Origin of the sequence: Streptomyces griseochromogenes (assembly GCF_001542625.1) — a bacterium.
GTDB classification, from domain to species: domain Bacteria; phylum Actinomycetota; class Actinomycetes; order Streptomycetales; family Streptomycetaceae; genus Streptomyces; species Streptomyces griseochromogenes.
Window position 1 is genome coordinate 5,696,633 of record NZ_CP016279.1, and the last position, 26,547, is coordinate 5,723,179.

At 68.4% G+C, this 26,547-nt stretch carries 23 protein-coding genes and 5 pseudogenes; 9 read left to right on the forward strand and 19 right to left on the reverse strand.

Annotated elements, in window-relative coordinates:
* Position 1 precedes the first annotated feature (1 nt).
* Positions 2–2,179: an MMPL family transporter gene (locus AVL59_RS24340; protein ID WP_067308073.1), complete on the forward strand. Its 2,178-nt coding sequence runs from the start codon at positions 2–4 to the stop codon at positions 2,177–2,179.
* 767 nt (positions 2,180–2,946) lie between these two features.
* Here AVL59_RS24340 and AVL59_RS24350 read toward each other — a convergent pair.
* The 3 genes from AVL59_RS24350 to AVL59_RS24360 all read right to left on the reverse strand — a co-directional run bounded on the left by AVL59_RS24350 (position 2,947) and on the right by AVL59_RS24360 (position 5,695).
* On the reverse strand, positions 2,947–3,366 hold the full coding sequence (locus AVL59_RS24350; protein WP_079146943.1) for a ribonuclease domain-containing protein: 420 nt from the start codon (positions 3,364–3,366) through the stop codon (positions 2,947–2,949).
* 1,298 nt (positions 3,367–4,664) lie between these two features.
* Complete coding sequence (locus AVL59_RS24355; protein ID WP_067308079.1) at positions 4,665–5,273, reverse strand: ester cyclase; 609 nt, start codon at positions 5,271–5,273, stop codon at positions 4,665–4,667.
* A gap of 47 nt (positions 5,274–5,320) precedes the next feature.
* Positions 5,321–5,695 carry a DoxX family protein gene (locus AVL59_RS24360; RefSeq protein WP_067308082.1) on the reverse strand — a complete coding sequence of 125 codons (375 nt, stop codon included), beginning with the start codon at positions 5,693–5,695 and terminating at the stop codon, positions 5,321–5,323.
* A gap of 116 nt (positions 5,696–5,811) precedes the next feature.
* On the opposite strand from AVL59_RS24360, the gene AVL59_RS24365 reads away from it, so the two are divergent.
* Both AVL59_RS24365 and AVL59_RS24370 read left to right on the forward strand, forming a co-directional pair.
* Positions 5,812–6,294 carry a MarR family winged helix-turn-helix transcriptional regulator gene (locus tag AVL59_RS24365; RefSeq protein ID WP_067308084.1) on the forward strand — a complete coding sequence of 161 codons (483 nt, stop codon included), beginning with the start codon at positions 5,812–5,814 and terminating at the stop codon, positions 6,292–6,294.
* A gap of 47 nt (positions 6,295–6,341) precedes the next feature.
* A complete protein-coding gene (locus AVL59_RS24370) occupies positions 6,342–7,223 on the forward strand; it encodes a dioxygenase family protein (RefSeq protein ID WP_067308087.1) in 882 nt (293 codons plus the stop codon).
* A 214-nt stretch (positions 7,224–7,437) separates the two neighbouring features.
* On the opposite strand, the gene AVL59_RS24375 is transcribed toward AVL59_RS24370, so the two are convergent.
* From AVL59_RS24375 to AVL59_RS24405, 6 genes and pseudogenes are all read right to left on the reverse strand, one after another.
* Positions 7,438–7,692: a PLD nuclease N-terminal domain-containing protein gene (locus AVL59_RS24375; protein WP_067308090.1), complete on the reverse strand. Its 255-nt coding sequence runs from the start codon at positions 7,690–7,692 to the stop codon at positions 7,438–7,440.
* A gap of 114 nt (positions 7,693–7,806) precedes the next feature.
* Positions 7,807–8,370: an HAAS signaling domain-containing protein gene (locus tag AVL59_RS24380; protein ID WP_067308092.1), complete on the reverse strand. Its 564-nt coding sequence runs from the start codon at positions 8,368–8,370 to the stop codon at positions 7,807–7,809.
* 12 nt (positions 8,371–8,382) lie between these two features.
* Entirely contained in the window at positions 8,383–8,736 is a 354-nt protein-coding gene (locus tag AVL59_RS24385; RefSeq protein WP_067308095.1) for a PadR family transcriptional regulator, read from the reverse strand.
* A gap of 451 nt (positions 8,737–9,187) precedes the next feature.
* Complete coding sequence (locus AVL59_RS24390) at positions 9,188–10,231, reverse strand: hypothetical protein (RefSeq protein WP_159400054.1); 1,044 nt, start codon at positions 10,229–10,231, stop codon at positions 9,188–9,190.
* 363 nt (positions 10,232–10,594) lie between these two features.
* Positions 10,595–11,250 (reverse strand): annotated as a pseudogene (locus AVL59_RS56905) (helix-turn-helix domain-containing protein); the annotation flags it as partial.
* A 1,128-nt stretch (positions 11,251–12,378) separates the two neighbouring features.
* Positions 12,379–13,518, reverse strand: coding sequence for a hypothetical protein (locus AVL59_RS24405; RefSeq protein WP_067308101.1), 1,140 nt, complete (start codon positions 13,516–13,518; stop codon positions 12,379–12,381).
* 298 nt (positions 13,519–13,816) lie between these two features.
* On the opposite strand from AVL59_RS24405, the pseudogene AVL59_RS50810 reads away from it, so the two are divergent.
* The 3 genes and pseudogenes from AVL59_RS50810 to AVL59_RS24415 all read left to right on the forward strand — a co-directional run.
* Positions 13,817–14,074: pseudogene (locus tag AVL59_RS50810) on the forward strand (IS1380 family transposase); the annotation flags it as partial.
* Positions 14,075–14,128: 54 nt separating this feature from the next.
* Complete coding sequence (locus AVL59_RS24410) at positions 14,129–14,566, forward strand: VOC family protein (protein ID WP_067317700.1); 438 nt, start codon at positions 14,129–14,131, stop codon at positions 14,564–14,566.
* 198 nt (positions 14,567–14,764) lie between these two features.
* Positions 14,765–16,059, forward strand: a pseudogene (locus AVL59_RS24415) (IS1380 family transposase).
* Between the two features lie 123 nt (positions 16,060–16,182).
* Here the strand turns inward: AVL59_RS24415 and AVL59_RS54855 are convergent.
* The 4 genes and pseudogenes from AVL59_RS54855 to AVL59_RS24430 all read right to left on the reverse strand — a co-directional run bounded on the left by AVL59_RS54855 (position 16,183) and on the right by AVL59_RS24430 (position 19,606).
* Positions 16,183–16,323 carry a hypothetical protein gene (locus AVL59_RS54855; protein ID WP_237281975.1) on the reverse strand — a complete coding sequence of 47 codons (141 nt, stop codon included), beginning with the start codon at positions 16,321–16,323 and terminating at the stop codon, positions 16,183–16,185.
* A 115-nt stretch (positions 16,324–16,438) separates the two neighbouring features.
* Positions 16,439–17,286, reverse strand: a pseudogene (locus tag AVL59_RS56610) (LLM class flavin-dependent oxidoreductase); the annotation flags it as partial.
* A 102-nt stretch (positions 17,287–17,388) separates the two neighbouring features.
* Positions 17,389–18,315, reverse strand: coding sequence for an ABC transporter permease (locus AVL59_RS24425; protein WP_159400055.1), 927 nt, complete (start codon positions 18,313–18,315; stop codon positions 17,389–17,391).
* 514 nt (positions 18,316–18,829) lie between these two features.
* Positions 18,830–19,606 (reverse strand): SDR family NAD(P)-dependent oxidoreductase, encoded by a 777-nt coding sequence (locus AVL59_RS24430; protein ID WP_067308106.1) that lies wholly within the window; start codon positions 19,604–19,606, stop codon positions 18,830–18,832.
* A gap of 238 nt (positions 19,607–19,844) precedes the next feature.
* Here AVL59_RS24430 and AVL59_RS24435 point away from each other — a divergent pair, with 238 nt between their 5' ends.
* Positions 19,845–20,540 (forward strand): TetR/AcrR family transcriptional regulator, encoded by a 696-nt coding sequence (locus tag AVL59_RS24435; RefSeq protein WP_159400056.1) that lies wholly within the window; start codon positions 19,845–19,847, stop codon positions 20,538–20,540.
* Positions 20,541–21,382: 842 nt separating this feature from the next.
* Here the strand turns inward: AVL59_RS24435 and AVL59_RS24440 are convergent.
* The 3 genes from AVL59_RS24440 to AVL59_RS24450 are packed head-to-tail and all read right to left on the reverse strand — an operon-like array spanning position 21,383 to position 24,002.
* Positions 21,383–22,498, reverse strand: coding sequence for an FAD-dependent oxidoreductase (locus tag AVL59_RS24440; protein WP_067308112.1), 1,116 nt, complete (start codon positions 22,496–22,498; stop codon positions 21,383–21,385).
* Positions 22,495–23,034 carry a hypothetical protein gene (locus tag AVL59_RS52500; RefSeq protein ID WP_159400057.1) on the reverse strand — a complete coding sequence of 180 codons (540 nt, stop codon included), beginning with the start codon at positions 23,032–23,034 and terminating at the stop codon, positions 22,495–22,497. Before AVL59_RS52500 ends, AVL59_RS24440 begins: the two co-directional genes overlap by 4 nt.
* Complete coding sequence (locus AVL59_RS24450; protein ID WP_067308116.1) at positions 23,031–24,002, reverse strand: Clp protease N-terminal domain-containing protein; 972 nt, start codon at positions 24,000–24,002, stop codon at positions 23,031–23,033. Before AVL59_RS24450 ends, AVL59_RS52500 begins: the two co-directional genes overlap by 4 nt.
* 68 nt (positions 24,003–24,070) lie before the next feature.
* Here AVL59_RS24450 and AVL59_RS24455 point away from each other — a divergent pair, with 68 nt between their 5' ends.
* Positions 24,071–24,430, forward strand: coding sequence for an excisionase (locus AVL59_RS24455; protein WP_067308118.1), 360 nt, complete (start codon positions 24,071–24,073; stop codon positions 24,428–24,430).
* 204 nt (positions 24,431–24,634) lie between these two features.
* Here the strand turns inward: AVL59_RS24455 and AVL59_RS55700 are convergent, their stop codons facing one another.
* Together AVL59_RS55700 and AVL59_RS49195 are read right to left on the reverse strand one after the other, a co-directional pair.
* Positions 24,635–24,763, reverse strand: coding sequence for a hypothetical protein (locus AVL59_RS55700; protein WP_257785105.1), 129 nt, complete (start codon positions 24,761–24,763; stop codon positions 24,635–24,637).
* 202 nt (positions 24,764–24,965) lie between these two features.
* Positions 24,966–25,145 carry a transposase gene (locus AVL59_RS49195; protein ID WP_257785132.1) on the reverse strand — a complete coding sequence of 60 codons (180 nt, stop codon included), beginning with the start codon at positions 25,143–25,145 and terminating at the stop codon, positions 24,966–24,968.
* Positions 25,146–25,297: 152 nt separating this feature from the next.
* Between AVL59_RS49195 and AVL59_RS24460 the strand changes: the two are divergent.
* Positions 25,298–25,555 (forward strand): annotated as a pseudogene (locus AVL59_RS24460) (transposase family protein); the annotation flags it as partial.
* 144 nt (positions 25,556–25,699) lie between these two features.
* Here the strand turns inward: AVL59_RS24460 and AVL59_RS24465 are convergent.
* Positions 25,700–25,924 (reverse strand): antibiotic biosynthesis monooxygenase, encoded by a 225-nt coding sequence (locus tag AVL59_RS24465; RefSeq protein WP_237281648.1) that lies wholly within the window; start codon positions 25,922–25,924, stop codon positions 25,700–25,702.
* Positions 25,925–26,547: the final 623 nt, after the last annotated feature.

Below are 26,547 nucleotides of genomic sequence, written 5' to 3' on the forward strand. Positions count from 1 at the left end.
GATGCTTCGACGACTGGGAACGCTCGTCGCCCGCCGCGCACGCACCGTCCTGGTACTGGCCGGCCTGATCACAGTCGTGGCCGGGACCGTCGGCTCGGGCGTCTTCGGTCATCTCAAGGCCGGAGGCTTCCAGGACCCCGCCGCGCCGTCCAGCAAGGCGGCCCGGCTCCTCGACGAGGAACCAGGCGGGACGACGGGGCTGGTGCTCCTCGTACACCCGCGGCACGGCACCGTCGACTCACCGGCGGCGCAGACCGCGGGCCGGAACCTCACCGGCCGGCTCGGCCATCGTCCGGATGTCAGAGACGTCGTCTCCTACTGGCGCACACCGGACGACCGGCTCAAGGCGCCCGACGGCCGGACCGCACTCGTCCTCGTCCGCTTCACCGGTGACCAGGCGGAGGCCGCGCAGCACGCCGACGCGCTCCTCACCGAGGACGTTGCCGGCAAGGCCGCCGGCCCCGAACTCACGGTACTCGCGGGAGGTCCGCTGGGCATCGGCCACGACGTCACCACACAGGTGGCCAAGGACCTGGGGCTGGCCGAAGGCATCGCCGTGCCGATCACGCTGGTGCTGCTCATCCTCGTGTTCCGCGGTCTCGTCCCCGCACTGATCCCGCTGGCGATCGGCACGGCGGCCATCCTCGTCACCCTCGCCGAACTCCGTCTCCTTGCCGCGGTCACCGACGTGTCGGTCTTCGCGCTCAACCTCACCACGGCGCTGGGGCTCGGCCTCGCGATCGACTACGGACTCCTGATGGTCAGCCGTTTCCGTGAACAGGTGGCCTCCGCCCACGACCTGGGGGAAGCCCTGGCCCATACGGTCGCCACCGCCGGCCGGACCATCGTGTTCTCCGCCGCCACGGTCATCGCCGCGCTGAGCACGCTGCTGGCCTTCCCGCTCTACTTCCTCCGCTCCTTCGCCTATGCCGGGCTCGGAGTCGTGGCAACGGCTGCCCTGTCGGCACTGTTCGTCACGCCCGCCTTGCTGACCGTCTTCGGACACCGCGTGGCACCGGCCACAGCCCGCGGACGCGGCGGCGAGAGAACCTCCCGGGCACGCCCGGCCACCGGCGGCGCCTGGTACAGCGTCGCCCGGACGGTCTTCCGGCGCCCTCTGATGTCCGCCGTGCCCGCCGCCACCCTCTTGGCGCTCGCCACCGCACCGCTGCTCGGCGTCCACTTCGGGATGCCCGACGAACGCGTCCTGCCCCCGACCTCGCCGAGCAGAGCGGCCGCCACCGCCCTGCGCACGGATTTCCCCGACTTCAGCGGTGCCGGCACCCTCGACGTCGTGCTGACCGACGCCGCCGACCCGAAGCGCGTCGCCGCGTACGCACGGAGCCTGTCGGCGCTGCCCGGCGTGACATCCGTCGACTGCGGCACCGGGCCCTGCGTACCCGGTACTCCATCAGCCCCCGCCGACACGCAACCGACCCGCGGCATCGTGCACCTCACCGTACGCACGGCCCACGCCTCCGACTCGGCAGCGGCACAGCGGCTGGTGGCCCGGATCCGAGCGGTGGACGCTCCCCGTCACACCGCCGCGCTCGTCGGTGGGCCGGCCGCACAGGTCGTGGACACCAAGCAGGCGATTCGGCAACGACTGCCGCTGGTGATCGCGATGATCGCCGTCAGCACATTCCTGCTGTTGTTCCTGTTCACCGGCAGTGTCATCCAGCCCCTGCGCGCACTGGCGCTCAACACACTCGGTTTCGGCGCGATCCTCGGCACGCTCGTATGGATCTTCCAGGAGGGCAACCTCTCCTCCCTTCTGGGCTTCACACCGATGCCGATGGACACCGCGATGACCCTGCTGATGTTCTGTCTGGTGTTCGGTCTCTCCACCGACTACGAGGTGTTCGTCCTCGGACGTATCAAGGAACTGCACGACCAGGGACTGCCGGCAGCGCAGGCAGTGCCGCGGGGGCTCGCCCGTACCGGGGGCCTCGTGTCCGTCGCGGCTGCCCTGCTCGCCGTGAGCCTGCTGGCCTTCACGACCAGTTCGGTCACCTTCATGCAGATGTTCGGACTCGGCAGCGGACTGGCGATTCTCGTCGATGCCACGATCGTCCGGGGCGTGCTCCTGCCCGCCTTCCTGAGCCTGCTCGGCGAGCGCGCTTGGTACTGCCCTCGCTGGTTGCGGCGGCTTCACACGAGGTTCGGGCTGACCGGCTGATCACCTCCATCACGACCCTCACGACCAGGCCATCATGCGCACTGCCGGTGATCGTGACGGCCGGGACGGCCGACGAGTGACGGACCGGTGCGTCATGTGCAGTTCCCACTCCGCCGCCGGCGCCGGTGCGGTCACCCCCGTGGCCCGCATCATGCGCCAGGCTGGCTTGGCCTGACCGGGCTGCGGCTGCGGCTGCGGCTGCGCAGGAGGCACCGCACCGCCATCGCGGACAGCGCCGCCGCGAAGGCAGCGGGCCTCATCGGCCGCGACCTCACCGCCGCAGTGGTGAACACGAAGTACGTCGGCAACACACAGGCTCCACGCGTAGGGCCGTCTGGTTTCGAGGTGTGCTGACCTTGGTCGGACGGGCGTGGGGGTGGGCCGTGCGGTACGGCGTAGTGGTGGAGGAATTGGACGCCGAGGTGATGGCGGAGCTTCCGACGGGTGAGGCGCGGCACGAGGGGCTGGGGTTCGTTGAGTTGGTGCGCGCTGATTCCCCGGCGTGGCCGGATGTGCGCGACACCGGGAGCATTGAGGAGATTCGCGAGGCGTTTGGGGCGCGCTGCTGGATTCGGTAGATGCCGCGTGCGGGCACGATCGAGGTGCGCGAGATCGGATGGGCCGGCTGAGGTATTGCACGCTACCGCGTAGGGGGCCGCCTGCCCATGAGCGAGGGGCGGTCCAGGAGGACCGCCCCTGATGGAGCCTCAGCTCACGAACCTCGGCCCCCATCTGAACAGGACGGTGGTTGAAGTCCTGCCGGAGTGTCAGAGCTGGTAGAAGTCGGTGTAGTGGTTGGGCGAATACCAGACCACGCCGGTGTTGGAATCGACGACGATCCGGTAGGCGTCCCGATGGGCGCCGCAGGCGCGCGGATAGACGTCGTACTCGTAGAAGGTGTCACCGGACGGCAACTGCCCGTCGTTGTTGTAGAACTCGCCGCCCGCGTAACTGCACTCGCCGTCCGGCCAGTCGTACCAGCCGCGAGCGGTCGGGTAGCCGAGGTCTGACCAGGTCGAGTTCGCCGAGGCCGCGTCGGAGCAGCCGTTGATGCTGCAGGAGCTGTAGACCGCCGCATTCGCGGCAGGGCTGTTGACGGCGGACACACCGAGCACGGAGGCGATGGTGGCGATCAGCACAGCGGACCGCTTGGCCCAGGACAGCCGGGGACGTCGCAGAGTCAGCAAGGAACCCTCCAATTGAAAGCACGCATGGACATGACACTCTGGTGGCTTCGTGCGACAACAGGGTGTATGGCCGGTTGCGAGGGAGGGGCAATTGCCTTTGACGCAGGCACATTGTGCTCCGCTCCCCCAAGAGTGCTTGTTCGGGCAGTCGGAGTTCCCGTGTGGTCATCTCGGCCAGCAGGCACAGCATGTTCTGGAAGCCCTGCGCGTCATCGCTGAACCTGAACTCGGGGAGCAGTCCGGCGTACGGCCTCCCAGGTGCCGAGGATCACGCGGGGAAGGTACGCGCCCCGACCACTGACGGGACGCGCCACAGGGTCGGCCAAGGATCACAGAGATCCCACAAGAACCGCTCCTACGGCGCCTCGGCGGAAGTCGGCAACGAGGGGGAGCACCCGTGGATCGTTCACGTCGCCTGGGCGGACGCTATCGTCTGGAACAGGTCCTGGGGCAAGGGGGGATGGCCGAGGAGACCTCGCCCGCGTGCTTCCACACTGGCATGCCAAAGCAGCCGAAGCCCCCACGGACGCCGATCGCCGGACCCTCAGCCGTCTCGTCGGCCGTCGCATCGTCCGCACAGGATTGACCCTGTACACAGCCGTGCACGGCGAGAAAGCCCCGCGTCCCTGACGGGCGGCCCACGCCATGACTCGACAGCACTTCACCGACACCTACGTGACGCATCGCCCCAGCTCAACAACGACCCGGACACTCCGGCACTCAGTAAGACCGACGTCGAGGACCTGCACCCGGCGGACAGCGCGGAAAGATCTGCCAAAGGCGGGGCGATCGAGTGGATTCACTGGCAGTCCGGCACCGCCCAGCTGCTGCCCCGCCTGAACGCCCGCCGCACCCGCGGCCCGTTGTTCCTCACCGGCCGCAGAGCCCCGGCCGGGACGCCGACGCTGGACGTCTGTCCGGAGACGGGCCGAGCCCTGCTCTCCTACCGCCGAGCCGAGGAGATCTTCGAGGAAAACACCCGGCTGCGGGTCAACCCGCTCGCCTCACCCGAGGACATCGAGTACCTGGACGGCTGGACCCTGCACCGGCTCCGCCACAGCGCCCTCACCCACGACGCCGAGGACGGCACCTCCACCCCGATGCTCCTCGCACGGTCCCGGCACGCTTCCGTCCGCTCCCTGGAGCAGTACGCCCGCCCCGCTTTGCATCGTGGGGCAGAGGCAGGAGACCGGGGCCTTGCAGGGGAAGCAGTTCGTCGCTCGCCGCGCCCGGTGGCGGCGATGCCGCACGCGCCTGTGCGTGGCTCGGCGGGCGCCGCATCGCCGGCCACGCACGGGTCAGGCGAAGCCGATCTGCTGGTAGAAGGTCCGGTTGTCCCAGAAGAGGAACTCCTCCTCCATCACTCCCTGCTTGTTCCAGATGCCGACCGTGGCCATGTTGATGGAGAACTTCTTGCCCGTCGGCTGGATGAAGCCGCCCATGCCGTCCGGCATGGGACGTGTGAAGGAGCCCTGCATGACACCGGTCACCGAGGTCAGGTTGTCCTTGGCGATGCGGATCGGGTGCTCGGTGATGCGCGTGTCCGGCGCCCAGACGAACTGGCTCTTCATGTCGGCGATATGCCGGTCGATGCCGTCCGTGTAGTGGCCGTCGGGCCAGTGGACGCGGATGTTCTGTGCGTGGCTCTCACCGATCCTGTCCCACTGCTGACCGGAGTAGACGGCGAAGTCCAGCTCGTCGAAGATCTCGAGGTGCTTGCGCTCCGTATCGGTCAGGTGGGTCGGCCAGAACGACTCGGCCTGTGGGGTGGAGGCCGGGTCGCCGAGCAGTTCCCGGTTGCCCGTGGCCGCGGCTGCCAGGTCGGTTCCGCTGGCTACCGCGGTGATGGCGAGGGCGCCCAGGGCGGCGGCACCTCCGCCTCGGAGGACGTTGCGACGGTTGATCATGTCGGTTCCTTGTCTACGAGATCACGCTGGGGAGAGGGGGGTGAGGCTTAGAAGGCGTAGGGGCCGAAGCGGCCCCAGGCCACCAGGGCAGCCAGGAGGAGCAGCACCAGACTGACCGGGATCGCCTTCGCCTCCTTGCGGCGCACGTGCACCGCGGCGGCGCCCAGCATGGTCACCGCGAGTCCGAGGGCGACCCAGGCCGCCAGGGCAGGCGCGATGCCGAGCGCGGCGGGGAGGATCAGCCCCAAGGCTCCGAGCGCCTCGACGGCGCCGATCGCTCTGACCGACCTCGGGGAGAAGTCCTCGACCCAGGCCATGCCCGAGGCGGCCAGCTTCTCGCGTGGCTGGCTGATCTTCATCAGCCCTGCCATCAGGAACAGGAGCGCGAGGATGCTCGCAGCGATCCACAGGGCGGTGTTCATCAGGGGATTCCCTATCCATTGACTTGATGCTTCAAGCCCGAAGCTAGCGCTGGAGACTTGAAGCGTCAAGTGAGGAGGATTGGATTTGACTTGAAGGATCAAGCTAGGATGGGGTCATGGACACGCATGAGCCCCGCTGGCTGAACGCCGAGGAGAGGCAGACCTGGCTCTCCCTGACCGCCATGGTGATCAACCTGTCGAACGCGCTGGACACCCAGTTGCAGCGCGATGCAGGGATCAGCCACTTCGAGTACCAGGTCCTCGCCACCCTGTCCGAGGCCGCCGAACGCACCATGCGCATGAGCGACCTGGCGATCCTCACCAACGGCTCGCTCTCCCGCCTGTCCCACGTGGTCAAGCGCCTGGAGAAGCAAGGCTGGGTGCGCCGCACCCCCGATCCGGACAACGGCCGCTACACCCTGGCCATCCTCACCGAAACGGGCTGGGAAAAAATCGTCGCCACCGCCCCGGGCCATGTCGAGGAGGTCCGCCGCCTCGTCTTCGACCCGCTCACTCAGGCCCAGCAGCGCACCCTGCGGGCCATCGGCCACCGCGTCAATCAGGCTGTCGACCCCACCGACACCTGCCGCCTGGACTGACGATGCGCCTCACACATCGGTCCGGCCCGCCCCGCGGAAGGCTCACCATGTCCTCGACATTCGAGCCCACCGTGCCCGCCGGTGCCTACGACGACTTCCTGCCCGGCGCCCTGCACCGAGCCCGCGCCCAGCGCGACTGGACCCCCGCCGACGGTCCCCTGCCCGCCCTGTACGTCAGCCACGGCGCCCCGCCACTGCTCGACGACGGCCCCTGGATGCGCCAGCTCCTGGACTGGACCCAGAGCCTGCCCAAACCCAAGGCCGTCCTGATCGTCTCCGCCCACTGGGAGCACGCGCCGCTGTCCCTGTCGGCACCCGCCGCGCACACCCCGCTGGTCTACGACTTCGCCGGATTCCACCCCCGATACCATCAGGTGCGCTACGACACCCCCGACGCGAGCGCGCTGGCCCGACGGGTGGCGGCGATGATGCCGCACGACGAGCCCGTCCACCAGCACCCGAGCCGCGGCCTGGACCACGGAGCCTGGCTCCCGCTGATGGCCATGTTCCCGCTCGCGGACATCCCCGTACTCCAGCTGTCCATGCCCACCCACAGCCCCGCCCGACTACTGGAACTCGGCGCCCGGCTGGCCCCCCTGCGCGAGGAAGGAACCCTTGTCATCGGCTCCGGGTTCATGACCCACGGCATCCATGCGGTCACTCCCGACATGCTCTACAAGGGCATCGTCCCCGGGTGGTCCTCCGGCTTCGACACCTGGGCCGCGGGCGCCCTGGCCCGCGGCGACGTCGAGGAACTCGCCGCCTGGCGCGACCGCGCGCCCGGCATGCCCCACGCCCACCCCACTCCCGACCACTACACCCCGCTGTTCATCACCCTCGGCGCCGGTGGCGAGCCCGAACGACCCGTGAGGACCATCATCGACGGCTACGTCCTCGGCTTCGCCAAACGCTCCTTCCAGACCGCCTGATACTCGAGCCGCAGAGCGTGTCTGGAAGATCGTGCAAGTCCGGGAGGTGACCGTCCGGCCGGGGGCTCGGCCTTCGGTGTCGTCCCGTATCCCGATGGGGTTGGTCCGACCGCGAAGCCACGGTCTCGGGCAAGCAAGTACCGTTCGAGGGTGCCAAGCTGTTCACGCGAGGGATGGCGCCACGGGCGAAACCGGGCGGGGACATCCGCTGGAATCAGGCAATGCCTGGCCGGCGCTGGGCGTTGCGGCGACCGATGAGAAACCAGAGCAGGCTCCCGAGGTAGGGGGCCATGACGGCGAAAGCGCCCCAGAGCAGCTTCACGCCTCCGGTGAGGTCGGACCTGACGATGCTGAGCAGAGCGCCGAAGTAAAACGCGAGAGCGCCGACGACCACGGCGGCTCCTGCGCAGGTGATCACGATGTTGCCGGTAGAGGCAAGGGCCATCTGGTGTGCGTGCTGTGCCTGCATCGTTCATTCCTCTTGCTGGTGGGGGGATTCTGAGAGCGGCGCCCGGTCGGACGGTCTCGGTTGCCGGCAGTCGGGCTGTTCCGGGGTGCCGAGTGCGTCATGGGTGAGCCCGTGTCATGAGGGGCGCCGTGCGGACCGCAGCAGGTAGACGGCGGCGGCCACCGGGAGTGCCGGGACGGCCAGGAGGACGGGGGTGAATGCTCCGAGACCGAAATTGAGCGTGCCCGCGGGGACCACCCACTGCGCCGCCGCGAACAGCGGTGGTACGAGGGCGGCCGCCGTTGCGATCGTCTTGTCCCGGTTGCGCCACTGCGGCGCCCTCCACAGCCACCAGATCGCGCCGGTCAGGGCGGGGACGCCCAGCAGGGGTGCGAAGAGCGTCAGGAGGCCGGTCGCCGCCAGCAGTGCCAGCAGGGCGAGGGTGCGTGCGCGGCTCACTTGCGGGGCGGGGAGTTCGTCGCCGAGTGCGGTTGCCGCTATGGTGCGCGGGTCGCCGAGGCGGGTCAGCACGGTGCGGATCTCGTCGTCGCCGGACGCGGACGCTTCCGCAAGGGAGACGGCGATGTGCTCCTCCAGGTCGGCCAGCAGCTCGTTGCGGCGTTCCGGGCTCAGGCCGGCCGTTTCACGCGCCACGGTGGCCAGGTAACTCTTCACCAGCGGGTGCTCGGTGATCGTCACGGTGGTCTCCTGTCAGTCGGTGATGAAGTGGTCGACCGCGTCACGGAAGTGCGGCCAGATGGCGGTGAACTCCTTCAGCGCCGCATGCCCCGACGGCGTCAGCTCGTAGTAGCGCCGCGGGGGCCCGCTGGGGGACTCCTGCCAGCGGGTCTCCACCAGTCCGTCACGCCGCAGCCGCGACAGCAAGGGGTAGATGGTCCCCTGGCTCGTGACCATGACATTCACCGCGCCAAGGGTTTCGAGCAGCTCCACGCCGTAGCGCGGTCCCTCCCGCAGGATCGCGAGCACGCAGTACTCCAGCACCCCCTTGCGGAGCTGGCTCTCCGCCTTGCCCGCGACGGGCTTACCTGCGATGTCAGGTTCCATGCATTGCACAGTACCTGGCCATCTCTTGATGTCCAAAGGTGATGTTGGTGAGGTCCGGTATGCGGCACCCACGCTCAAATCCCGCCGCCTGGGACACCCACAGGGACACCGCCGCCCCTCCCTGACTACCGCCCGGCTGCAACCTGGCCGAACCGTGCGAGAACGCGCGAATTCAAGTTGGTGGAGGCTCACTAAAACGTGCCACCTCGCCTCGCGTGCCCAGCGGACATCGGCTCACCCACGCGGGCAGCTCACGATGCGGGACACGAGGCGACAGCACAGTAAAGCGTCGCAGACGCCGCCGGGTCGGTTTGCCCAGGTCATCCGGCAGCGCGTCGATTAACCGGCCAACGATGTGAGACAAGCCGCTGAAGGGCCGGGCCGCCGTACGTCGGCCCCGCCCTTCACGTATGAGCGCGGATCTCCGGCGCCGCACTCTGGGGGTCGCCCCTTACGCGGCCTTGAGCCGCTTCACCCAGGTGATCGGGCTGCTGCTGCCGGGGGCCTGGATGTAGGCCCGTGCTGGGATGGCTATGAGGTGCTCCTGGTTGTCGCTGGTGTCGAGGTCGCGGATGACGATGTAGCCGCTGTAGGTGGCGCCGTTGGCCCGGCCCTCCAGATAGCCCTTCTTGCCCTGAGGCACGTTGATCTCGATATCCGATTCCCGGGTGCTCTGCACCTTGGTGGTCGAGGTGGTGGAGTAGCTGTAGGCGAAGCCGGCCTCACCGCCGGCCGATACGCCGTCGCCGCTGATGCTGGGCGTGATCTTGCCGCCCACCTGCCAGCCTTCGGTCGTGCTCTGCTCATCGGCTACGGACGCCGTGACCTTGTACGTGAGCTTGCCCTCGCCGGTGAGACCGTCGCTGGCCCCCCGCTGCGGGTACTTCTCCTCGAGCTTCCCGACGAACATGCAGGGTGCCGCCTGCCCGAACGACGAGCTCTGCGAATCTTTGTTGGCCATGTTGCAGTACTGCTCGGCGCTCAGTCCGCCGGACAGCATGCCGTCCTTGGTGTTCTGGCGGACTTCGGTGCCGTTGGGCTTCTCCGTCTGGGACTCGGCCCCGGGGTCGGCCCAGCCGTCGGCCAGGTGCTTGGCGCTCTCCCGCAGCGGCGCGGAGTTCTTCTCGTCGGCCGCGTACTGCCGCGCAGCCTCTTGGGCGTCCTTGACGGCCTGTTCGGGGTCGTAGGTGCCCTTCACGTCCGCCAGGGTGATGGCCTTGACGTTGCCGTCCTTGTCCTTCTCCAGCCCGGCCGGGTAGCCCATCGAGGATTCCGAGGAGTTGACCGGATCCGTCTTGTCCAGCGAGGCGAGGACGTCCTGATCGGACTCGTAGGTCCCGTCGGCGACCGTCGCGGGCTGACCGTCGTCGGCGAAAGCGGGGGTCTGGGTGCCGATCAGGGATATGCCGGTGAGGAACGCGGTGGCCAGTGCCCCGGCCACCACACTGCCGTTGCGTCGACCCGGAGTGGGGTTGGTCTGCAGTTGTGTTGACACACGGTCTCCTTATCGTCGGGTGTCGGACCCTTGGGGCCGCGCCGGTTCGTGGGGGGTGGACTACACCCGCTGGAACTGCGATGCCAGGTACCTTGCGCTGCACAGTACCTGGTTATATCCAGACGGCCAAGGGTGATGTTTGAGCGGTCCGGCATACAGCCGCGCGCGCCGAAGCCCCGCCACCTGGGACGCCTACGAGGACGACGCCCGTCCTCCCCAGTCACCGCCCGTCTGCACCGGGCCGAGCCCATGGGAGAAAGGGGCCACCACCATCGAAGCCGGGGTGGTACTTGTCCGCCGCCAGGTCCCACTCGCGGTCCGCCCGGCGGCAGCCCGACAACGAGGGCTTCTGGTCGGGCGATGTCATGGCGAGGCTGGGATCAGTCCGGTCTCGGCGATGAAGCCGTCGAGCACGTCGGGCCGGTACTGCATGCGTTTCAGGCGAGTACGGGTCAGGGCTGCGAGTTCGTCGATACTGCAGGGGGCGAGGTTGCCCAGGCTGTCCTTCAGATGCGCCCACACGCCCTCGGCCGGATTGAGGTCGGGTACGTAGGTGGGGAAACCGAAGACGGTGAGCCACTGACGGCATCTTTACGGCCGTGGTGCACCAGCATTCGGTAGATCAGCCGCGTGCACCGGCCGACCCGGAGGCACACCAGACCGGCCAGCGAGATGCGTCCCGAACCCGCGGCCCTGACCGTGACCACGGGCGTGTGTCCGCGCCGGGACCTGTACGGTCAGCCCATTTGGCGCAGGATGCGCCAGGTCTGCGCCGGGCTGAACCGTACGTGGAAGCGCCGCGCGATCACCCTGGCCACCCGGGCCAGGATCCACCGCTGGTCCTCCACCCAGCCGTGGACGGCCGGCCCCTTCTCCAACTCGGCGGCCAGCCAGGCCCGCCAGCCGGGCTTCATCCGGGACGGCCGCCCGGACGGCCCTTTGGAACGCAGGGCTTCCACTCCGCCCTACCGCCAGCGGGTGTGCCAGGCATAGGCGGACTTGCGGGAGACGCGTAATCGACTCCCAGTCCTGCCGCACACGCGTACCCCCGACCCACCCGAGATCACTCGTTCAGCTCAACGAGTCGCCCAGCGAGGGGAAACGACGTCCACAGCAGACGCACAGCGCTACATGTCCGTTCGTGTAGGCATCTCAGTAAAGCCGAAGGGCGGCTGGAGCCGCGTCCGCTGGTCGCCACCGTTGCCCGGCTCGAGCCCGGAGACCGCGCACTCGCCGTCGGCCCCGCACAGCGTTCGACCTGGCAGGCCCTCGGCGACGGCAGCTGCATGTACCGAAGCGTAGTTGCCTTCGGCAGTCCGCCGTTCGTACTCGGCAGCATGGCCACCTCGGCCCTCGGCAACTCCGTGCCGCCGCGAACGACGCGCAACCACGCTGGGTGACGGACGGGTCCGGAGAAATCACCGTCACCACACGCAAGGTCTACTTCCCCCCGCCCACCCCCGACTGCTGGAACGCGGCTGGCTTCCAACGGACTTCGAGCAGCGATGCACCGATATCGGCCGCCCCTGCCGCCCGGCAGGACGCCTCCTGCTGAACCGCGGCCACTAGAGAACGCAGGCCGGAGCCCTGGGTGGCCGTACATGGTCTCGGTGCGGCCAGTGGGGAACAGGTACGGTCGGCGGTGCCGGGCCAGCGCCGGTGTCGGTGGGCGAGGTAGCCGGCCAGACGGACCGTCACCGGTTCGGCGTGCGCGATGGTGCCGCCAGCCACCTGCAGGAGGCTCGCCTCGAGGTCACGGGCGTCACCGAGGCGTCCTGATCGTGCCGGGGCCAGACAGGCCCGTGCGACGGGTTCGCGGTGCTGTGGGAGATCTCCCAGCAGACCAACATCAAACTGTCCGACGTCCCACTGGCGGACGGCCGCCTCACCCGCGCGCCTGCCGCGGCAACCGTCCGCGCTGCGCAGGATCCGTGGCCGTGACCGCCCGGCCCGTCGGGCCGCTCACTCCGGGAACGGGCAGTCCTCGCCGTCTTCCTCACCTCGCTGCACCGGCTCTACGGATCGACCTGGTCCGAACTCTCCAGGCGTACAGGCCTGTCGGTTCCACCCTCCAGCGCACCACCCGACCGTCGGGGCCGGTGCCAGGCGGTCGGGCGGGCGCCGACGTCAAACGCCGGCAGCGCATCTCACGTGGGCCTGGGGCTGGGTCCGGGAGTGGGCGGTGCCGGTGTGACGCGCAGGCGTGGAGGCGGCGTCTGCGTCAGATGGGGAGGCGGCCCGTCCCCCGGCTGCCACGGACGCATGGCCTCGTCCAGGAAACTCTGGTGGCTCGCTGCCCACTGGGCCATGTCATTGGCGAAAATGATCTTTCGGCCATGATTGCCGCGAAGGTGTGTCTCCCATGTGGTCAGGTCCTTGGCCGGGCCGCCGCCCTGGTACACGTGGGTGAGCAACGCGACGTTCTCACGGGCGTTGTAGCTCCTGTACGCCGGAACGCGGTCCGTGGTGTCGGCGATGGCGCCCATGATCGCGGCGATATACCTGATCGATCCCTCGTCAGTCGCCAAGATGGCCTCACGCTCCGGCACGCTCGCGCGGGGCAGGTAGCCCTGGGCTTCAACCTGCTCCACGAGAGGCGAATCGATGAAGTGCACCTTGCCCGGACCGACCCATCGCTGGCTTATCCGCACGCCCAAGAGTTTCGTACCGGGTGGCACAGGCCAGGCGGGCTGCACGTTCTCCAGCGCTTCCCACGCGATGGCAGCGGCGATCGCCTTCGGGGAGATCCCCCGTAGTCGCGCTTCGCGGACGATGACGTCCCGGTGTGCTTCGATCCAGCTGAGGACGGCATCCTCACGCGGTGAGTATCTCGAGCCATCGGCATCCACGTACGGGAGGGTGTAGTCGTGCGCATCCTCGAGCTCGTGGGACAGAAGAGACGGCCCGGGCGACTGGCCCGGCCGGGGGTTCGGCGTCCTGCTCGACTGCCCCGTCGGCTGTCCCAGCCGATCGTAGGCCGCCTGGACCGCCTTTTCCTGGGCGAACACCGGCATTGTGGGTGTTCGGACAGTGACGACGTCACGCTGTGTCTCCAGAAATGCCTGGCCGACTCGCCGCACGTTCCGGTCGGTGTAGTACGCGGCAGCGACCTGCTCGGCGACGTCCGTGTCCAACACGCTGCACGTCACAGCGCCCGGGCTCATCTCATACTCCCGCAGCGCAGGTGCCAGCACCATCCGAATCCAGGTCTGGAACTGTTCCGCGCCCTGCGTGCAAGTGCCCGAGTAGCTGAAAAGGTGCTCCGGGATCGCTGATACCGTCTCCATCTTTCCCCTGACGTGCTACTTGTCCTCTCGGTCCGCGCGAGAATCCTCCGGCACGGGAGTACCGACTGTCATTGACCCTCAGCGCACAGAACTTGGCACCCATCTCCCCTGGTCAACCAGCCTCGCGCTTACACAAGGCGGGCTGCCCAACTGGTGGTCAAGAAAGCAGAAAGTTCCTCTGACCAGGGAGAATGAGGATTGCTGAGGTCCTTGTTCCCGCCACCGTCGGAGGCATTTTCCAGACCAAGATGCGTATCGGCCCCACCCGCGTGTCCGCGTCAAGGGCGGCGGTCGCGGAGTGGTTTCGCAAGCCGGTGCGGTACTGCTGGTCGAGACGGTCCGCAAGACAAGGTCCTCCTGGACGTCGCCCTGAGGGTCGCGCTCGGCGGTGACTGCCTCGCGGATGTCGCGATGCCGCGGTGCGAGCCGGCCGTCTTCGGCCCGGTCGCCTCCGACCCGACGGTCTCCCGCCGGATCGACGTCCATACCGCCGGGCAAACACGCTCCGGACGCCGGTGGACAGGTCACGGTCGGCCTCGACGGTGCCCTGGTACTCGGCTGCGTTCTTGCCGGAAGCACCCGATCGGCCCGGCTCGGTAGCATGCAACGCATGGCCATCAAACTTGAGAACGTCGGCATCGCCGTTCGCGACCTCGAAGCAACGATTGCCTTCTTCACCGACCTCGGCCTCACGGTCGTCGGCCGTGACACGGTCAGTGGTGAGTGGACCGACACCGCCGTCGGCCTTGATGGCAATCACGCCAACATTGCGTTGCTCCAGACGCCAGACGGTCACGGTCGCCTTGAGCTCTTCGAGTACATCCATCCCGAAGCGATCGAGTCGAAGCCCACTCGTCCCAACGAGATTGGCATGCATCGCGTCGCCTTCTCAGTCGACGACATCGACAAAGCCCTTGAGACAGCCGCAAAGCACGGATGCCGTCCGCTTCGCGGTGTGGCGACTTATGAGGACGTCTACAAGCTCACGTACGTCCGCGGTCCCAGCGGCATCCTTGTGATGCTCGCCCAGGAGCTGAAGAAGAACTGACGGCCGGTCGGGTCAATTAGCCTCGCGCTTACACAAGGCGGGCTGTCCGACTGGTGGTCAAGAAAGCAGAGAGTCCCTCTGACCAGGGAGAATGAGGATTGCTTAGGTCCTTTTTCCCGCCAGCGCCGGAGCCACTTTCCAGACGAAGAAGCGTATCGGCCCCACCCGCGTGTCGGCGTCGAGGGCGGCGGTCGCGGAGTGGTTTCGCAAGCCGGTGCGGTACTGCTGGTCGAGACGGTTCGCAGGTCCGGTCTGGATGCGGTGCTATCCGCAACTTTGGCCCCGTGGCGGAAGCCCCGGGCCACACACGATCCCGGCAAGGTCCTCCTAGCCGTCGCCCTGGCGGTCGCGCTCGACGGTGGCTGCCTCGCGGATGTCGCGATGCCGCGGTGCGAGCCGGTCGTCTTCGGCCCGGTCGCCTCCGACCCGACGGTCTCCCGCCGGATCGACGTCCTTACCGCCTCCGGCGAGAAGGCCCTGCAGGCCATCCGGCCCGCACGGTCCGAGGTGCGTAACCGGGGCTGGTCGCTGGCGGGCAAACACGCTCCGGACGCCGGTGGACAGGTCACGGTCGACCTCGACGATGCCCTGGTGATCGCGCGCTCCGACAAGGAGGACGCGGCCGCGATCTGGAAGAAGACCTATGGCCATCACCCCCTGACAGCTTTCGTCGACCATGGGCCGGGCGGAACCGGAGAGCCGGTCGCCGCCCTCCTCAGACCGGAAAACGCGGGCTCGAACACGGCCGCCGACCACATCGCCACCGCTCAACTGGCCCTGGCTCGGCTGCCGAAGAAGTACCGACGAGGGCGACAGACCCTGATCCGCACGGACTCCGCCGGCGGCACTCACGACTTCGTGTCCTGGCTCGCCAAGCGAGGACGATGGCTTTCCTACTCGGTCGGCATGGTCATCACCGAACAGATTCACCAGCACTTTGTGAAGATCCCGGCGTCGGCCTGGACACCGGCCGTCGAAGCCGACGGCACGGTCCGCGACGGAGCCTGGGCCGCCGAGGCCGAAGGGCATGCGGTTGATCGTCCGCAACGAACGACCGTATCCCGGAGCCCAGTTGAGGATCACGGACGCGGACGGCAATGCGGATCACCTGCTTCGCGACCAACACCCCTGACCGGCCGATCGCTGAGCTCGAGCTCCGTGACCGGCTGCGCGCCCGAGCGGAAGACCGGAGCCGGGCCGCCAGGACCACCGGACTGCGCAATCTGCCCCTGCACCACACCGCGCAGAACAGGGTCTGGCTGAAGATCCTTCAGATCGCACTCGACCTGCTGGCCTGGATGCCCATGCTCGCCCTGACTGGCACAGCCCGGCTCTGGAAACCCCGCCGACTGCGGTTCCGTCTCTTTTCCGCGGCCGCCCAGCTCGTCACCACCGGCCGGCGCCGCATCCTCCGCTTCACCCGCCACTGGCCCTGGACAGGCGAGATCACAGCCGCCCTCGAACGACTCGCGCTCCTGCCCAACCCGGGCTGACCAGCAGACCTCCCGTACCGACGGCAGCACCACCCCACCCCGGGCAGTGGAACCCGGCGCCCACCCGACGCGACAGCCGGGCCACCGGCCTGCCCACCACCCACCCTGAAAGGCGAAGGGATTTCATGTCTCGGCGAGGGCCAAGCGGGCGGCGGGAACCACCTGTTCGGCGAACAGGCTCAACTGGCGCTCCTGGTCTTGGTCCGGCCAGTACACGAATCCGTTCATGCCGTGGTCGCGTACCAGCATGGTGATCTGCTCCACCCACTGATCGGCCGGACCATGGAAGTCGCCTCGGCGTGATGAGGCCGTTGAGGTTGTAGACCTTGCGAAGGGCGCCGGGGGCGCGCCCAGCGCGGGTCGCGGCGTCGTTGATGCGTTGCACGGCTTCGCCGACGCGGTCCATGTCCAGATACGCCAGCGACGGCAGCCACCCGTCGGCTTTGGCACCCGTCACCTCAAACATGCGTGGACCGTAGGCGCCCAGCCACATTCCCAATGAGGACGAGGGCACGGGACCTGGGTGGACACCGGCCACGTGGTCGTACGTGCCGGGGACCCGCACTGATCTCAGCCCGCTCCACATCGCCCGGATGACATCGATTGCCTCCCCCAAAGCGTCGACGGCCTCCTTCTTGCTTCGACGTGGGCCGCCCATCGCTTCGATCGCCTCCCAGAACGCGCCGGTCCCAGTCCCAGGCGCAAGCGGCCTTTCGAGAGCACATCGAAACTGGCAGCGGCTTTGGCCAGCATCGCCGGCGGACGCAGCGGCAGATTTGCCACCGTGGGAACGAACGTCACCCGCTCGCTCCAGGCCGCCAGAAAGGACATCAGCGTCCAGGTGTCCTGGAACGCCTTCTGGTAGGGGTGGTCCTGGACGGTGACCAAGTCCAGACCGGCCCTGTCAGCCAGCAGCGTGAGCCGCAGCGGCTGGTCCACGTCGCCCCAGACCGGGTCGACGTTGACTCCGAACAGCACGGGTAGATCAATGAGCTTTCTCCTCTTCTCGGATACTTCGCACCTGGAGCACGCGGTGCTCTCCACCGGGCAGGGGCAGGCAGTAGGCGGCCTCGCGTGATCCGCACAGCCAAGTCGGCAGACGCGCAGACATCGGTGAATGACACCGCCTTTGTGGCGCGCGTCGCCACCGCACCCACCTGCTATGGACCGGCGGCCATGTTGATTCCTGCGGTAGGGCCCCGCAGGTCTCGCGGGCCGGGGACGCACTTGCCACCGGGCCGGACTCTGTTCCGGCGCGGAGGCAAGGGCCTGTCCCTCGGGAGCCAGGGTGTGGGTGAACCCTCGCCGGGCCAGCGGTGGTCTGCGCGGTCATGGTGTTGCAGTGACCAGGCGTCGGCTGGCACGGAAGTCCAGGGCGTACTGGATGGCCAAGCATCCGAGGGTCCAGGAGGCGAGTACCACGAGGCCGCCGGCCGAGTGGGCGCCGTGGAAGTAGCTGGCGCCGCGCAGAGCGCGTACAGCGGCAGCCGGCGGCATGATCTGCGACAACGGAAACAGCCACGGCGGCAGGAAGGACGGCGGCAGAATGCCGCCGGAGGTGGCATTGCCGAAGATCAGCAGTACCACGGACGCAACCGGCATGCCGACCGGACCGCACAGCCGCATCAGCACACCGGCCGCGGTGGCCGTGGCCATGGCCAGCAGGCCCACCACCGCGGCCACTGTGGTGAACGAGGCAGGCAATGCGCCCAGGGCCTGATGACCGATCAGCGCCACCATGATTCCCGAGGCTGCTGCGAAGACGGTCATGGACGCCACCCGGGCGGCCAGAGCCAGGCGTGGGGCGATCTGGTAGGAGGCGACCGCGAACAAGAAGCCTGCCAACACCACGCCGAATGAGGCGTAGAAGACCGACAGCCCACGCGCGTCTCCGCTTGCCAGCGGGACGACGTCCTCGATCTGCACAGGATGCCCGGCCGCGCGGCTGGCGGCGGCGTCCAGAGTGGAGATGGTGGAGGGTCCCTGGGCGCCGGCGGCGAGCAGCACCATTTCGTGGCCGTGAGCGACCAGGGCGGCGGGCACCTGGTCGTGGGTGATGGCCTCGCGAGCGGCGGCGGTGCTGGGGTAGCGGTGGAAGGTGTACGCGTCGGGTTGGGCGTCGCTCAGGGCGAGTTCGGTGCGGGCGGCCACCGGGGCGGAGGCGACGATGCCAAACGGCTGGTGGCGGGCGGTGGGTGCGTGGAAGGCCGCCAGGTACACCGCGACGAACACCGTTCCGATCGTCAATGCGGTCACCACCGGGACGATCACGGCTTTGCGGATTCCGGCGGCTGCGGCGAGTACCGGGGCGGGAATGCCGGGCTCGGTGTCCGCCAGCGCGTGACGGCCGTGCCCGCGCCGCCTCTCCCCCGGTGTGTGAGGGGAAGGCAGCTCACTGGTCGAGGCCCGCGCCGACGGGCCGGCAGGCTGCGCAAGGCAAGCCGGCTTGGCAGTGTCAGGATCCGGAGACGGGTATACGGGGGTGCTGTCGTGCATAGGGATCTTTCTGCGGCCTACAAGCGGGGCCTTCTTGAGGAACGTCTGCTGATCGCGTGAGCGGGATCGCGGTACCGCCCGACGAGAGGCTCTGCCTCGACCCCAGCCGAGTCTCGGCTTCATGGTCGTAGGCGGCCGCTCTACCGGCTGAAGTCTGGTCGTGGCTGCGGGCGGAGCCGCCCGCCCACACTGGAGAGCGCGATTCTCCGTGTGGTTCCCGGCACGCTGAGACACGCCGTCTGGCGTGCCGGAACCTGCCGTGGAGCGGGCTGGTCTAGAAGTAGCCGCCGTCGATCTGCAGGGTGCTGCCGGTCATGTACGCAGCGTCATCGGAGGCGAGGAACGCATACCCGGCGGCGATCTCCGCGGGCTCGGCCAGCCGGCCGAGGGCTCCGTGAACCCCAAGCCATTCCGTCAACGAGACCTTCTCCGCCAGCTGGGGATGCTGGTACTTGTCGGCGACGTCGGCGGCCATGTCGGTGGCGGTTCCACCAGGGGCGATGGCGTTGATGGTGATGCCGCGCCGACCGAGCTCGGCGGAGAGGTTGAGGACCATCGACTCCACCGCGGCCTTGGACGAGGCGTAAAGGGTGTGGCCGAACACCGCCCGGGAGGCGCTGACCGAGGAGGTCAGAACGATCCGGCCGCCTTCGCGCATATGAGCTGCGGCGTGCTGGACGGCGAAGAGCTGACCGCGCGTGTTGACGGCGAAGACTCGGTCGAAGTCGGCCGGGGCGATGTCCTCCAAGGCATCGAAGTGCTCGATGCCCGCGCAGGAGGCGAGCACGTCGAGCCGCCCGAACTCAGCCACCGCCTGATCGATCAACGCCTTGGTCTCATCGGGGTCGGCCACATCCGCCCGCACGGCGATCGCCCGGCCGCCGTCGGCCCGCAGTGCGGCGACCAGCTTGTCGGCGGCCCCCTGGTTGCCCCGGTAGCCAATAGCCACGGCGGCCCCTTCACCGGCCAGCCGGGCGGCGACCGCTGCTCCGATTCCCCGACTGCCGCCCGTCACCACCGCGGCCTTGCCCACGAACCGCGCACTTGCCATTGCTGCCATTTCTTCTCGCCTCTTCATCACATCGAAAGCAGTGGGGAGCCGCATGCCGGAGCGATTCCTCACAAGGGGGACCAGCCCTGCGGCGCGAGCACCGCCTCACCGGGAATCTCCCGCTCTGCCGCAAGGGCCGTCGTCTCCACAGTACCCTAAGCGCAGGAAATACTTCAGTTAGTGGTCCAGCTAGTCTCGGCACCAAGACACGCACGCACAGACAAGGAAAGTGACCGCGGTGACCGCCAGCACCCCTCCCGGCAAGAGCCTGCGCCCCCGGTTGCGCGCTGACGCAGCACGCAACCGCGCCCAAGTCCTGGCCGCCGCCCGCACCGCCTTCCGCGAACTGGGCACTGCCGCGCCGCTGGACGAGATCGCCCGCCGCGCCGGCGTGAACATCGCCACCCTCTACCGCCGATTCCCCGACCGCGACGCGCTGATCGCCCAAGTGGTCCTGGACGGCTTCGCCGTGGTGCTCGACGCCGCCCGCACCGCAGCGCAGACCGCTCGGACAGACCCGCTGGGCGCCCTGGAGACGTTCATGCTGAGCCTGGTGGACAACCGGGAAACGCTGGTGCTGCCCCTCATCGGTGGCCCTGTCACCAACGATCCGCAGGCACGTGACCTACAGCGGCAGATCGCAGCCGCCCTCGAAGAGGTCCTGTCCGCCGCGCGGGCTCGCGGCGCGGTACGCCCGGATGTGGCTGCGGTGGACCTGATCACTACCGCCGCGCTCGTCTGCCGTCCCCTACCGCATCTGCCACAGCAGCAGGCCGCCACGCTGGTCACCCGCCACGTCGGCATCTTCCTCGACGGCCTGCGCCCCAACACCACACGCCAACTGCCGACAGCCCCCACCCACGAGGAGGTCGCCGTCCATCTCGCCCCAGGCCCGCCCGAGGAGGCACCCCCAAGCGCAGCATCCGATCGATGATCCATCCGGCGGCCGGCTGGGGGCGATGGACGTCCCGGAACCGTCGCCGAAGCCCCACGAGCGGTCCGGGCTGGCTGACCGTGCGCGGTTGTGGGAGCGCCGTAGGGGCCGGCGGTCAGTTCCCTGTGAGGGCGGCGGCGCCGGGACCGCATCGGACCGATATCCCGTCAGCGACCTGCGGGCGTGCGGTTGCTACGCGGGCATGTACGGCGTTCCGGCGGTGTCGGCATGAAGCAGGTCGAGGACGCGTACGCCGCTCAGGTACGCCCTGATCCCACTCGTCGACCACCTCGACCAACATGGCAGCCCCATCGACTACGCACGCCGCCGTGGCCTGTTCACTCCACGCCCTTGCTTCGTCGCCCCGACGGCTTGGCTGGACCTGCAGCGCCGCCTGCGTGCTCACCACACTCCCGATACCACGCACGCGCAACGACGGGTCTTCCACACCCTGACCGGATCACCCCCGTCTCGCGCATCCGACCATCGCGCCCGCCCCGGTTCCGACGCACCCGGTACACGGCCACCCGCATCGGACGATGGCGTGTCTGGTTCGAGCAACGACCGCCTGTCGCTCCAGGACATCGCGGACCGGAAGGAGCGAGCGTCGCCACCATGCGCCTGGCACTACCCAAGAACGACGTCCCACTCCACCGCACCGGCTTCTATCCCTGCCGCCCGCAAGGGAGATGAAGCATCCCAGCTCCCCCGCGGGCCGGCCTGGCTTCTGTCCAGGCTCTGAGACTCATGTCGCGTGACGTCCCGTGAGACAGCCGAGGGACCTGAACCGCGGGTGACCGCGCTGGCTGGGCGGCCGGTTGCTCGGTCGTATTCGGTTGCCTTCAGCCCGGTTGGAAGAACGCGAGCATTTTGCGGCTGGCGTCCGGCGACGACAGGATTTCCTGGATGCGAGCGGACTGCCGACCGGCGGCGCTGGTGCGTTCGAACATCTCGCGTTCGTACTCCTTGACGGCGGCGGCAAAGTCGTCCGGGTGCGCGGCCAGCGCGAGGCCGAGCAGGGCGCCGTCGAGCAACGCCATGTTGGCGCCCTGCCCCACCGGCGGCATCAGGTGCGCGGCATCGCCGAGCAGTGTGAAACCTGGCTTGGACGGCCAGGTCAGGCCGACCGGGAGAGTAGTGATCGACCGCGGCAGGACCGTGTCGTCGCAGGCCGCGATCAGTGCGGTGAACCGTGAGTCCCAGCCGGTGAACAGGTCGATCAGCCGGACCCGGGCGGCGGCTGGGTCGCCGAAGGGGATCCCACTGGTCGCGAACCAGTCTTCGGCGGTGTTGTAGAAGCTGAGGTAGATACGTACGCGGCCGTCGCCGTTGCGCTGCGCCGACAGGGATTGTCCGTTGCCGAGCACCCAGTAGTTACCGCGCCCAACCATCGCCGCGAGGTCGGGGTGGGTGCGGTCGATGTCGGGAATACCAAGCTCAACGACGTTTTGGCCAGTGTGCGCTGATCGGGCGTCGGTGAGCAGCGTGCGGACCCGGGAGTCCGCGCCGTCGGCGCCGACCAGCAGGTCATACGTCGCGCTGCTGCCGTCGGCGAACTGCAGCAAGCCATTGTCGGCGGACTCGAACGCGTGCCCCCAGCACACCGCGTGTTCGGGGAGAGAGTCCAGCAGCAGGTTGCGCAGATCGGCACGGTCGACCTCGGGTCGCTCGAGCGGGGCGTCGTCGGGCGTATCCTCCTGGAGCAGCAGGGTGCCGTCCGGCTCGAGAAGACGCAGGTCCTGGCCTTGACGACGGGCAATCGCGTGGAACTGGTCGATCAGGCCGGCCTCGCGCATCGCCCGCTGTCCGGTCCCGGAGTGCAGATCAAGCATCCCGCCCTGACCGCGCGCGCCGCGCGACGATTCACGTTCGTACACGACGGCGTCGATGCCGTTCACGTGCAGCACACGGGCAAGGGCCAGGCCGCCCAAGCCGGCTCCGACGATGGTGATGGTCATGGTTGCCTCCGATTCGCCGTATGGCCTGTTCGCGTTCGCCGTATTGCCTGTTCGCGGCAGATCGACCCTTGGTGTGCGCGGGCCACCACCGGCGGGGCGCCGAACGCGATCCCGGACTCACCGATCGCCTCGGCCGGGAACCTGGTCAGCCGGCCGGCCTCGGCCGGCTCGACGACCAGTTCGTTCAGCCGGGTGGTGAGCCGCTCGGCAAGCCGGCGGGAGTTGGCGAACGCGATGGCCGACCGATGTGCGCCGACCAGCGCGAGGATCCGCTGCTCGGCATCCGGCCCGTCGGCAGGACCGCCGCTCCGGTCCTGCCGACGGGCCGGACCCGCCGGTGGCCTCCCCGAGCGTGACCATGTCCGCCACCGAGATTCCACCCGCAGCCGGACCGATCTCCGGTTCGCCGGCCGCACGATCCTGACCGGCTGCCCGCCGGCGAGGAAGGTGCTCAGCTCCTCGACCGGCCGGGCCGTCGTGGACAGGCCGATCGCAGTGCCGGTTTGCCAAGCTGCGCGTCCAGCTGGGCTGTTCACCGTCGGAGCCGGTGCGCGAGCACCGTGCGCACGGCCCTGGCCACCTTGCTCGCGGCGGATCCGTCCTCTTCCTCGGGTTCCGGTTCCAGGACGCGCTGGATCTGCAGCAGCAGTTGGTGGGTCGACCGCCAGAGCGGAACGAACATGCCGGCGACCGGCCCGACGCCCTGGATCGGGCCGTCGGACAGCTCGGTGACCTTCTTGGCGATCGTGACCGTTGTCGGGTCCCGGAGGATCAGGTGTACCTCATCGTCGACCAGCCGGATTTCCATCTTGCGCGCGGCGGCTTCCTCCGGGTTCGCGTCCGTGGTCGTCTCCGGATCCAGTTCGTCGATCTTGGCGGCGACCGCGTCCGGGTCAACCCCGAGTTCGCGCAACACCCTGGCCGCCATGCTGTTCTCCGCCCGCAGCATCGCCTCAAGCAAATGATGGCTGCCGACCGGCGCGCCACCAGCCAGCGCGCTGGCGGTGGACACGGTGTCCTCGGTCGCAGGTGTGCCGGCGGGCCATGGGCTGGCCACGACTTCCTGCGATCCCTCCAGTGATGTCAGCACCGCGGCACGGATCTTGCTGACCGGATTGATCCGCTCGGCGAGCACCCTCGCGCCGACGCCCTCACCTTCCCTGACCAGGGCGAGCAGGATGTGTTCCGTACCGATGTAGTTGTGGTGCAGCTGTTGCGCCTCACGCAGCGCGAGATCCAGCGTCCTCTTCGCACGCGGCGCGAACGGGATATGGCCGCTCAGCTCTTCCGTGCCGGGCTTGACCGCCGCGGCGATATCGACCTGCGCCGTCTCCTTGTCGTACCCGAGCTGGTGCAGAACTCTCGCCGCCGTGCCGTCCGGCACCTCGAGCAGCCCCAACAGGATGTGCTCCGTGCCGATGTGGTCGTGCTTGAGCAGCCTCGCCTGCTCCTGGGCTGTGACGACCACCCGGCGGGCTTTCACCGTGAACCTTTCAAATGTCATGGTTCTATGGTCACAGGCATGTCAATACACTGCTATTGATAGGGTCACCATGCTGAAGGGAGGGTGTGATGGATGCACCGTCGGACTGGGAGGACCGGCTCGCGCGCTGGCAGAATGAGCTGGAGTTGTTCGAGCAGTTGGACGAGGCACCCTGGGTCACGCTGGCCAAGGCGGAAGCCGAGACCGGCGTTTCCCGCTCGGCTCTGCGGTCCTGGTACCGCAACGGCGAGATCCAGTCCCGGCTGGTGGACGGCCCGAACGGGCCGCAGCGCCTGGTCCGGCTGGACGCGGTGACCGAGCGCGCCGCCGCGTCACCGCGCATTCAGCGCAGGGCGGAACGAGAAGTCAGCCTGGAAGCCCAGGTCACCCTGCTACGGCACCGGATTGACCAGCTTGAGCTACGGCTGGCCGCGCTGGAGCGGAAGTGACCGGCGCGAGCAGCACCGCGCCATCAGTCCGGAACGGTGCCACAGTCGCCGGATCCGCCTGCTCATCCACCACCAGGGTGTACGGCCGGTCCAGCGGCACCCAGTAGGGGAACGGGCTGGCACCGAGCTCGGACTGCTCGACCAGCACCACCGCGGTCCGTGCCGCATACAACGTCACGCGTTTCGGCTGCGCCTGCTCCAGCGTCAGCGCACAAAGGCCACGCCGGGCGCGACCAGCCCGTCCGCACCGACGACCCTCCAGACCGACTGGTCGAGTCCGGGCATGGCCAGTATGGGCAGGATCGTGGTCGCCACGGTGATCCGGTAGCTCACGCCCGGGACGCGGCGGGCACGCCCGTGGAAGGCTGCTGATGGGAATCCTTGAAACGGCTTTGTCCGGAGTTTCGTGAAAGGCCAGGCCGTCGGCATAGGGGTACTTGGAAACCAGCGCCACACCGGCGGTCGCTACCGACTTCATTCGCAGTGCCTTGGGCTTCAGACCAAGGGTGAAGCGAATCTTCAGCCTGCTCTGATCTCAGTCATGGGCACGGATCTGCACTGTTACCTTGGCCCAGGATGGCCGGTTCTGCTGCTCGATGTACTGCTTCACGAACGACAGCGGGACACCCCCGACGGAGCCGGCGAAGCAAAAGCCGGACCACAGCCGCTCTGCGCGCCAGTAGTGCCGGACCAGTTCCGGGTACTCCTGGCGCAGCCGTACGGCTTGCGCCTGTAGCCGAACGGTCCTCGGACGCTCACGCCGACGGCAAGCCGTACCCGAGGATTGGGGCCCTGTCCAAGCAGGTCATCACCGAGGCCGAGAAGATCCCCGAGCGCGCATGGCTCGGCGAGGTGTCCGCCGTGATCCTCCGGGTGGCCGCCTACTGGCGCACGAACTTGACGCTACGCCAGCTCGCTCTCCTCTTCGGCGTCTCGAAGTCATCCGCAGACCGGATCATCGACGACCTCAGCCCGCGTCTTGCACTCCAGCCCCGCAAGCGGTTCCGCAAGGACACCGTTCTGATCATGGACGGCACCCTGGTCCCCACCAGCGACCATACAGTCGCCGAGCAGTCGAAGAATTACCGCTGCTCGACCAATCACCAGGTCGTCATCGACGCCGACCGGGCCGCCGGACTGGCGGTGACAGCCTGTTGAGCGCAGATAAGACCGGTACCCCCACCGGCACAGCGCGTTGAAGCAGGAACCCACCGAGACGGTGACCCGACCTTGGTAGGGAACCCCGGCCTCTAGGCCGGGGAGCGGAAGTCAACCAGCAGCAACAACCTGGCCGGCCATCACCTGAGGAGGGTTCGGGAGCAGTGGCGCAAGGTTGTCCCGAACGAAGTCCACCGCCCTCCTGTTCGACTCTTCGGCGCCGGCTTGGTCTTCAAAGACACTGGTGGAGACCATCACTCCATCCCCGGAGTCAACCCAGTAGTAAGCCACGAACCCGGGGACTTGGCGCAGGAGAGGCACGAATCCCTCGTCCACTCGGCGTCCTGCCTCGGCAGGATCAGTCACCCCTTCGTACCGCCGAACTACTGCGTACATAGCTGATCTCCTCACGGATCCCAAAGTCACCTCGCGCGAAACGACATACCCCCCACCGCGCGTCTCTCGCTCGCGGGACGTCCGGAAGGCACTCGGATAGGCGCATCGGTGGCCCGAACTGGGCATCTGCTGTGCCCCGGGATGATGGACCGAGGCTTCACGAAACTCCGGTCAGAACTCGTCCACCGACAGCGCCACGATGTCCTCGACGAGAACGACAGCTCCGGCCCACTGGGATCGCGGGTCGAGGGGGACGGCGAGGGCTATGGGGAGTCGTACATGGGAAGAACACTCCGGGACAACCAACAGCGGGCGACATCCACCGGCCCCAGGGCGACTTCACCAGTGCCATCAAAGCCTTCGAGAACACGCAGGCGGAGGCCGGACAGCACAATGTCGCAGGCGGGCCGGCCATCGCCCAGACCCGCCTCGCCCTGTCTGCCGCCTGGGCCGATCCGGATCGCGCTGGCGACGAACTCGACCTCGCCGGACTCGCCTGGCTGCACCCGATCCTGGAGGCCGCCCTCGCCTGCCACCACGTCGTCTGCGGCGCCAGGACGACC

Bases quoted from the DNA above. Each gene is read 5' to 3' on its own strand.
- AVL59_RS24385 (WP_067308095.1), bottom strand. From the start codon at position 8,736: ATGGAACCTGACATCGCAGGTAAGCCCGTCGCGGGCAAGGCGGAGAGC.
- AVL59_RS24410 (WP_067317700.1), top strand. From the start codon at position 14,129: ATGGCCATCAAACTTGAGAACGTCGGCATCGCCGTTCGCGACCTCGAA.
- AVL59_RS24375 (WP_067308090.1), bottom strand. From the start codon at position 7,692: ATGCAGGCACAGCACGCACACCAGATGGCCCTTGCCTCTACCGGCAAC.
- AVL59_RS24430 (WP_067308106.1), bottom strand. From the start codon at position 19,606: ATGGCAAGTGCGCGGTTCGTGGGCAAGGCCGCGGTGGTGACGGGCGGC.
- AVL59_RS24370 (WP_067308087.1), top strand. From the start codon at position 6,342: ATGTCCTCGACATTCGAGCCCACCGTGCCCGCCGGTGCCTACGACGAC.
- AVL59_RS24450 (WP_067308116.1), bottom strand. From the start codon at position 24,002: ATGACATTTGAAAGGTTCACGGTGAAAGCCCGCCGGGTGGTCGTCACA.
- AVL59_RS24405 (WP_067308101.1), bottom strand. From the start codon at position 13,518: ATGGAGACGGTATCAGCGATCCCGGAGCACCTTTTCAGCTACTCGGGC.
- AVL59_RS24360 (WP_067308082.1), bottom strand. From the start codon at position 5,695: ATGAACACCGCCCTGTGGATCGCTGCGAGCATCCTCGCGCTCCTGTTC.
- AVL59_RS24440 (WP_067308112.1), bottom strand. From the start codon at position 22,498: ATGACCATCACCATCGTCGGAGCCGGCTTGGGCGGCCTGGCCCTTGCC.
- AVL59_RS24355 (WP_067308079.1), bottom strand. From the start codon at position 5,273: ATGATCAACCGTCGCAACGTCCTCCGAGGCGGAGGTGCCGCCGCCCTG.
- AVL59_RS24455 (WP_067308118.1), top strand. From the start codon at position 24,071: ATGGATGCACCGTCGGACTGGGAGGACCGGCTCGCGCGCTGGCAGAAT.
- AVL59_RS24340 (WP_067308073.1), top strand. From the start codon at position 2: ATGCTTCGACGACTGGGAACGCTCGTCGCCCGCCGCGCACGCACCGTC.
- AVL59_RS24365 (WP_067308084.1), top strand. From the start codon at position 5,812: ATGGACACGCATGAGCCCCGCTGGCTGAACGCCGAGGAGAGGCAGACC.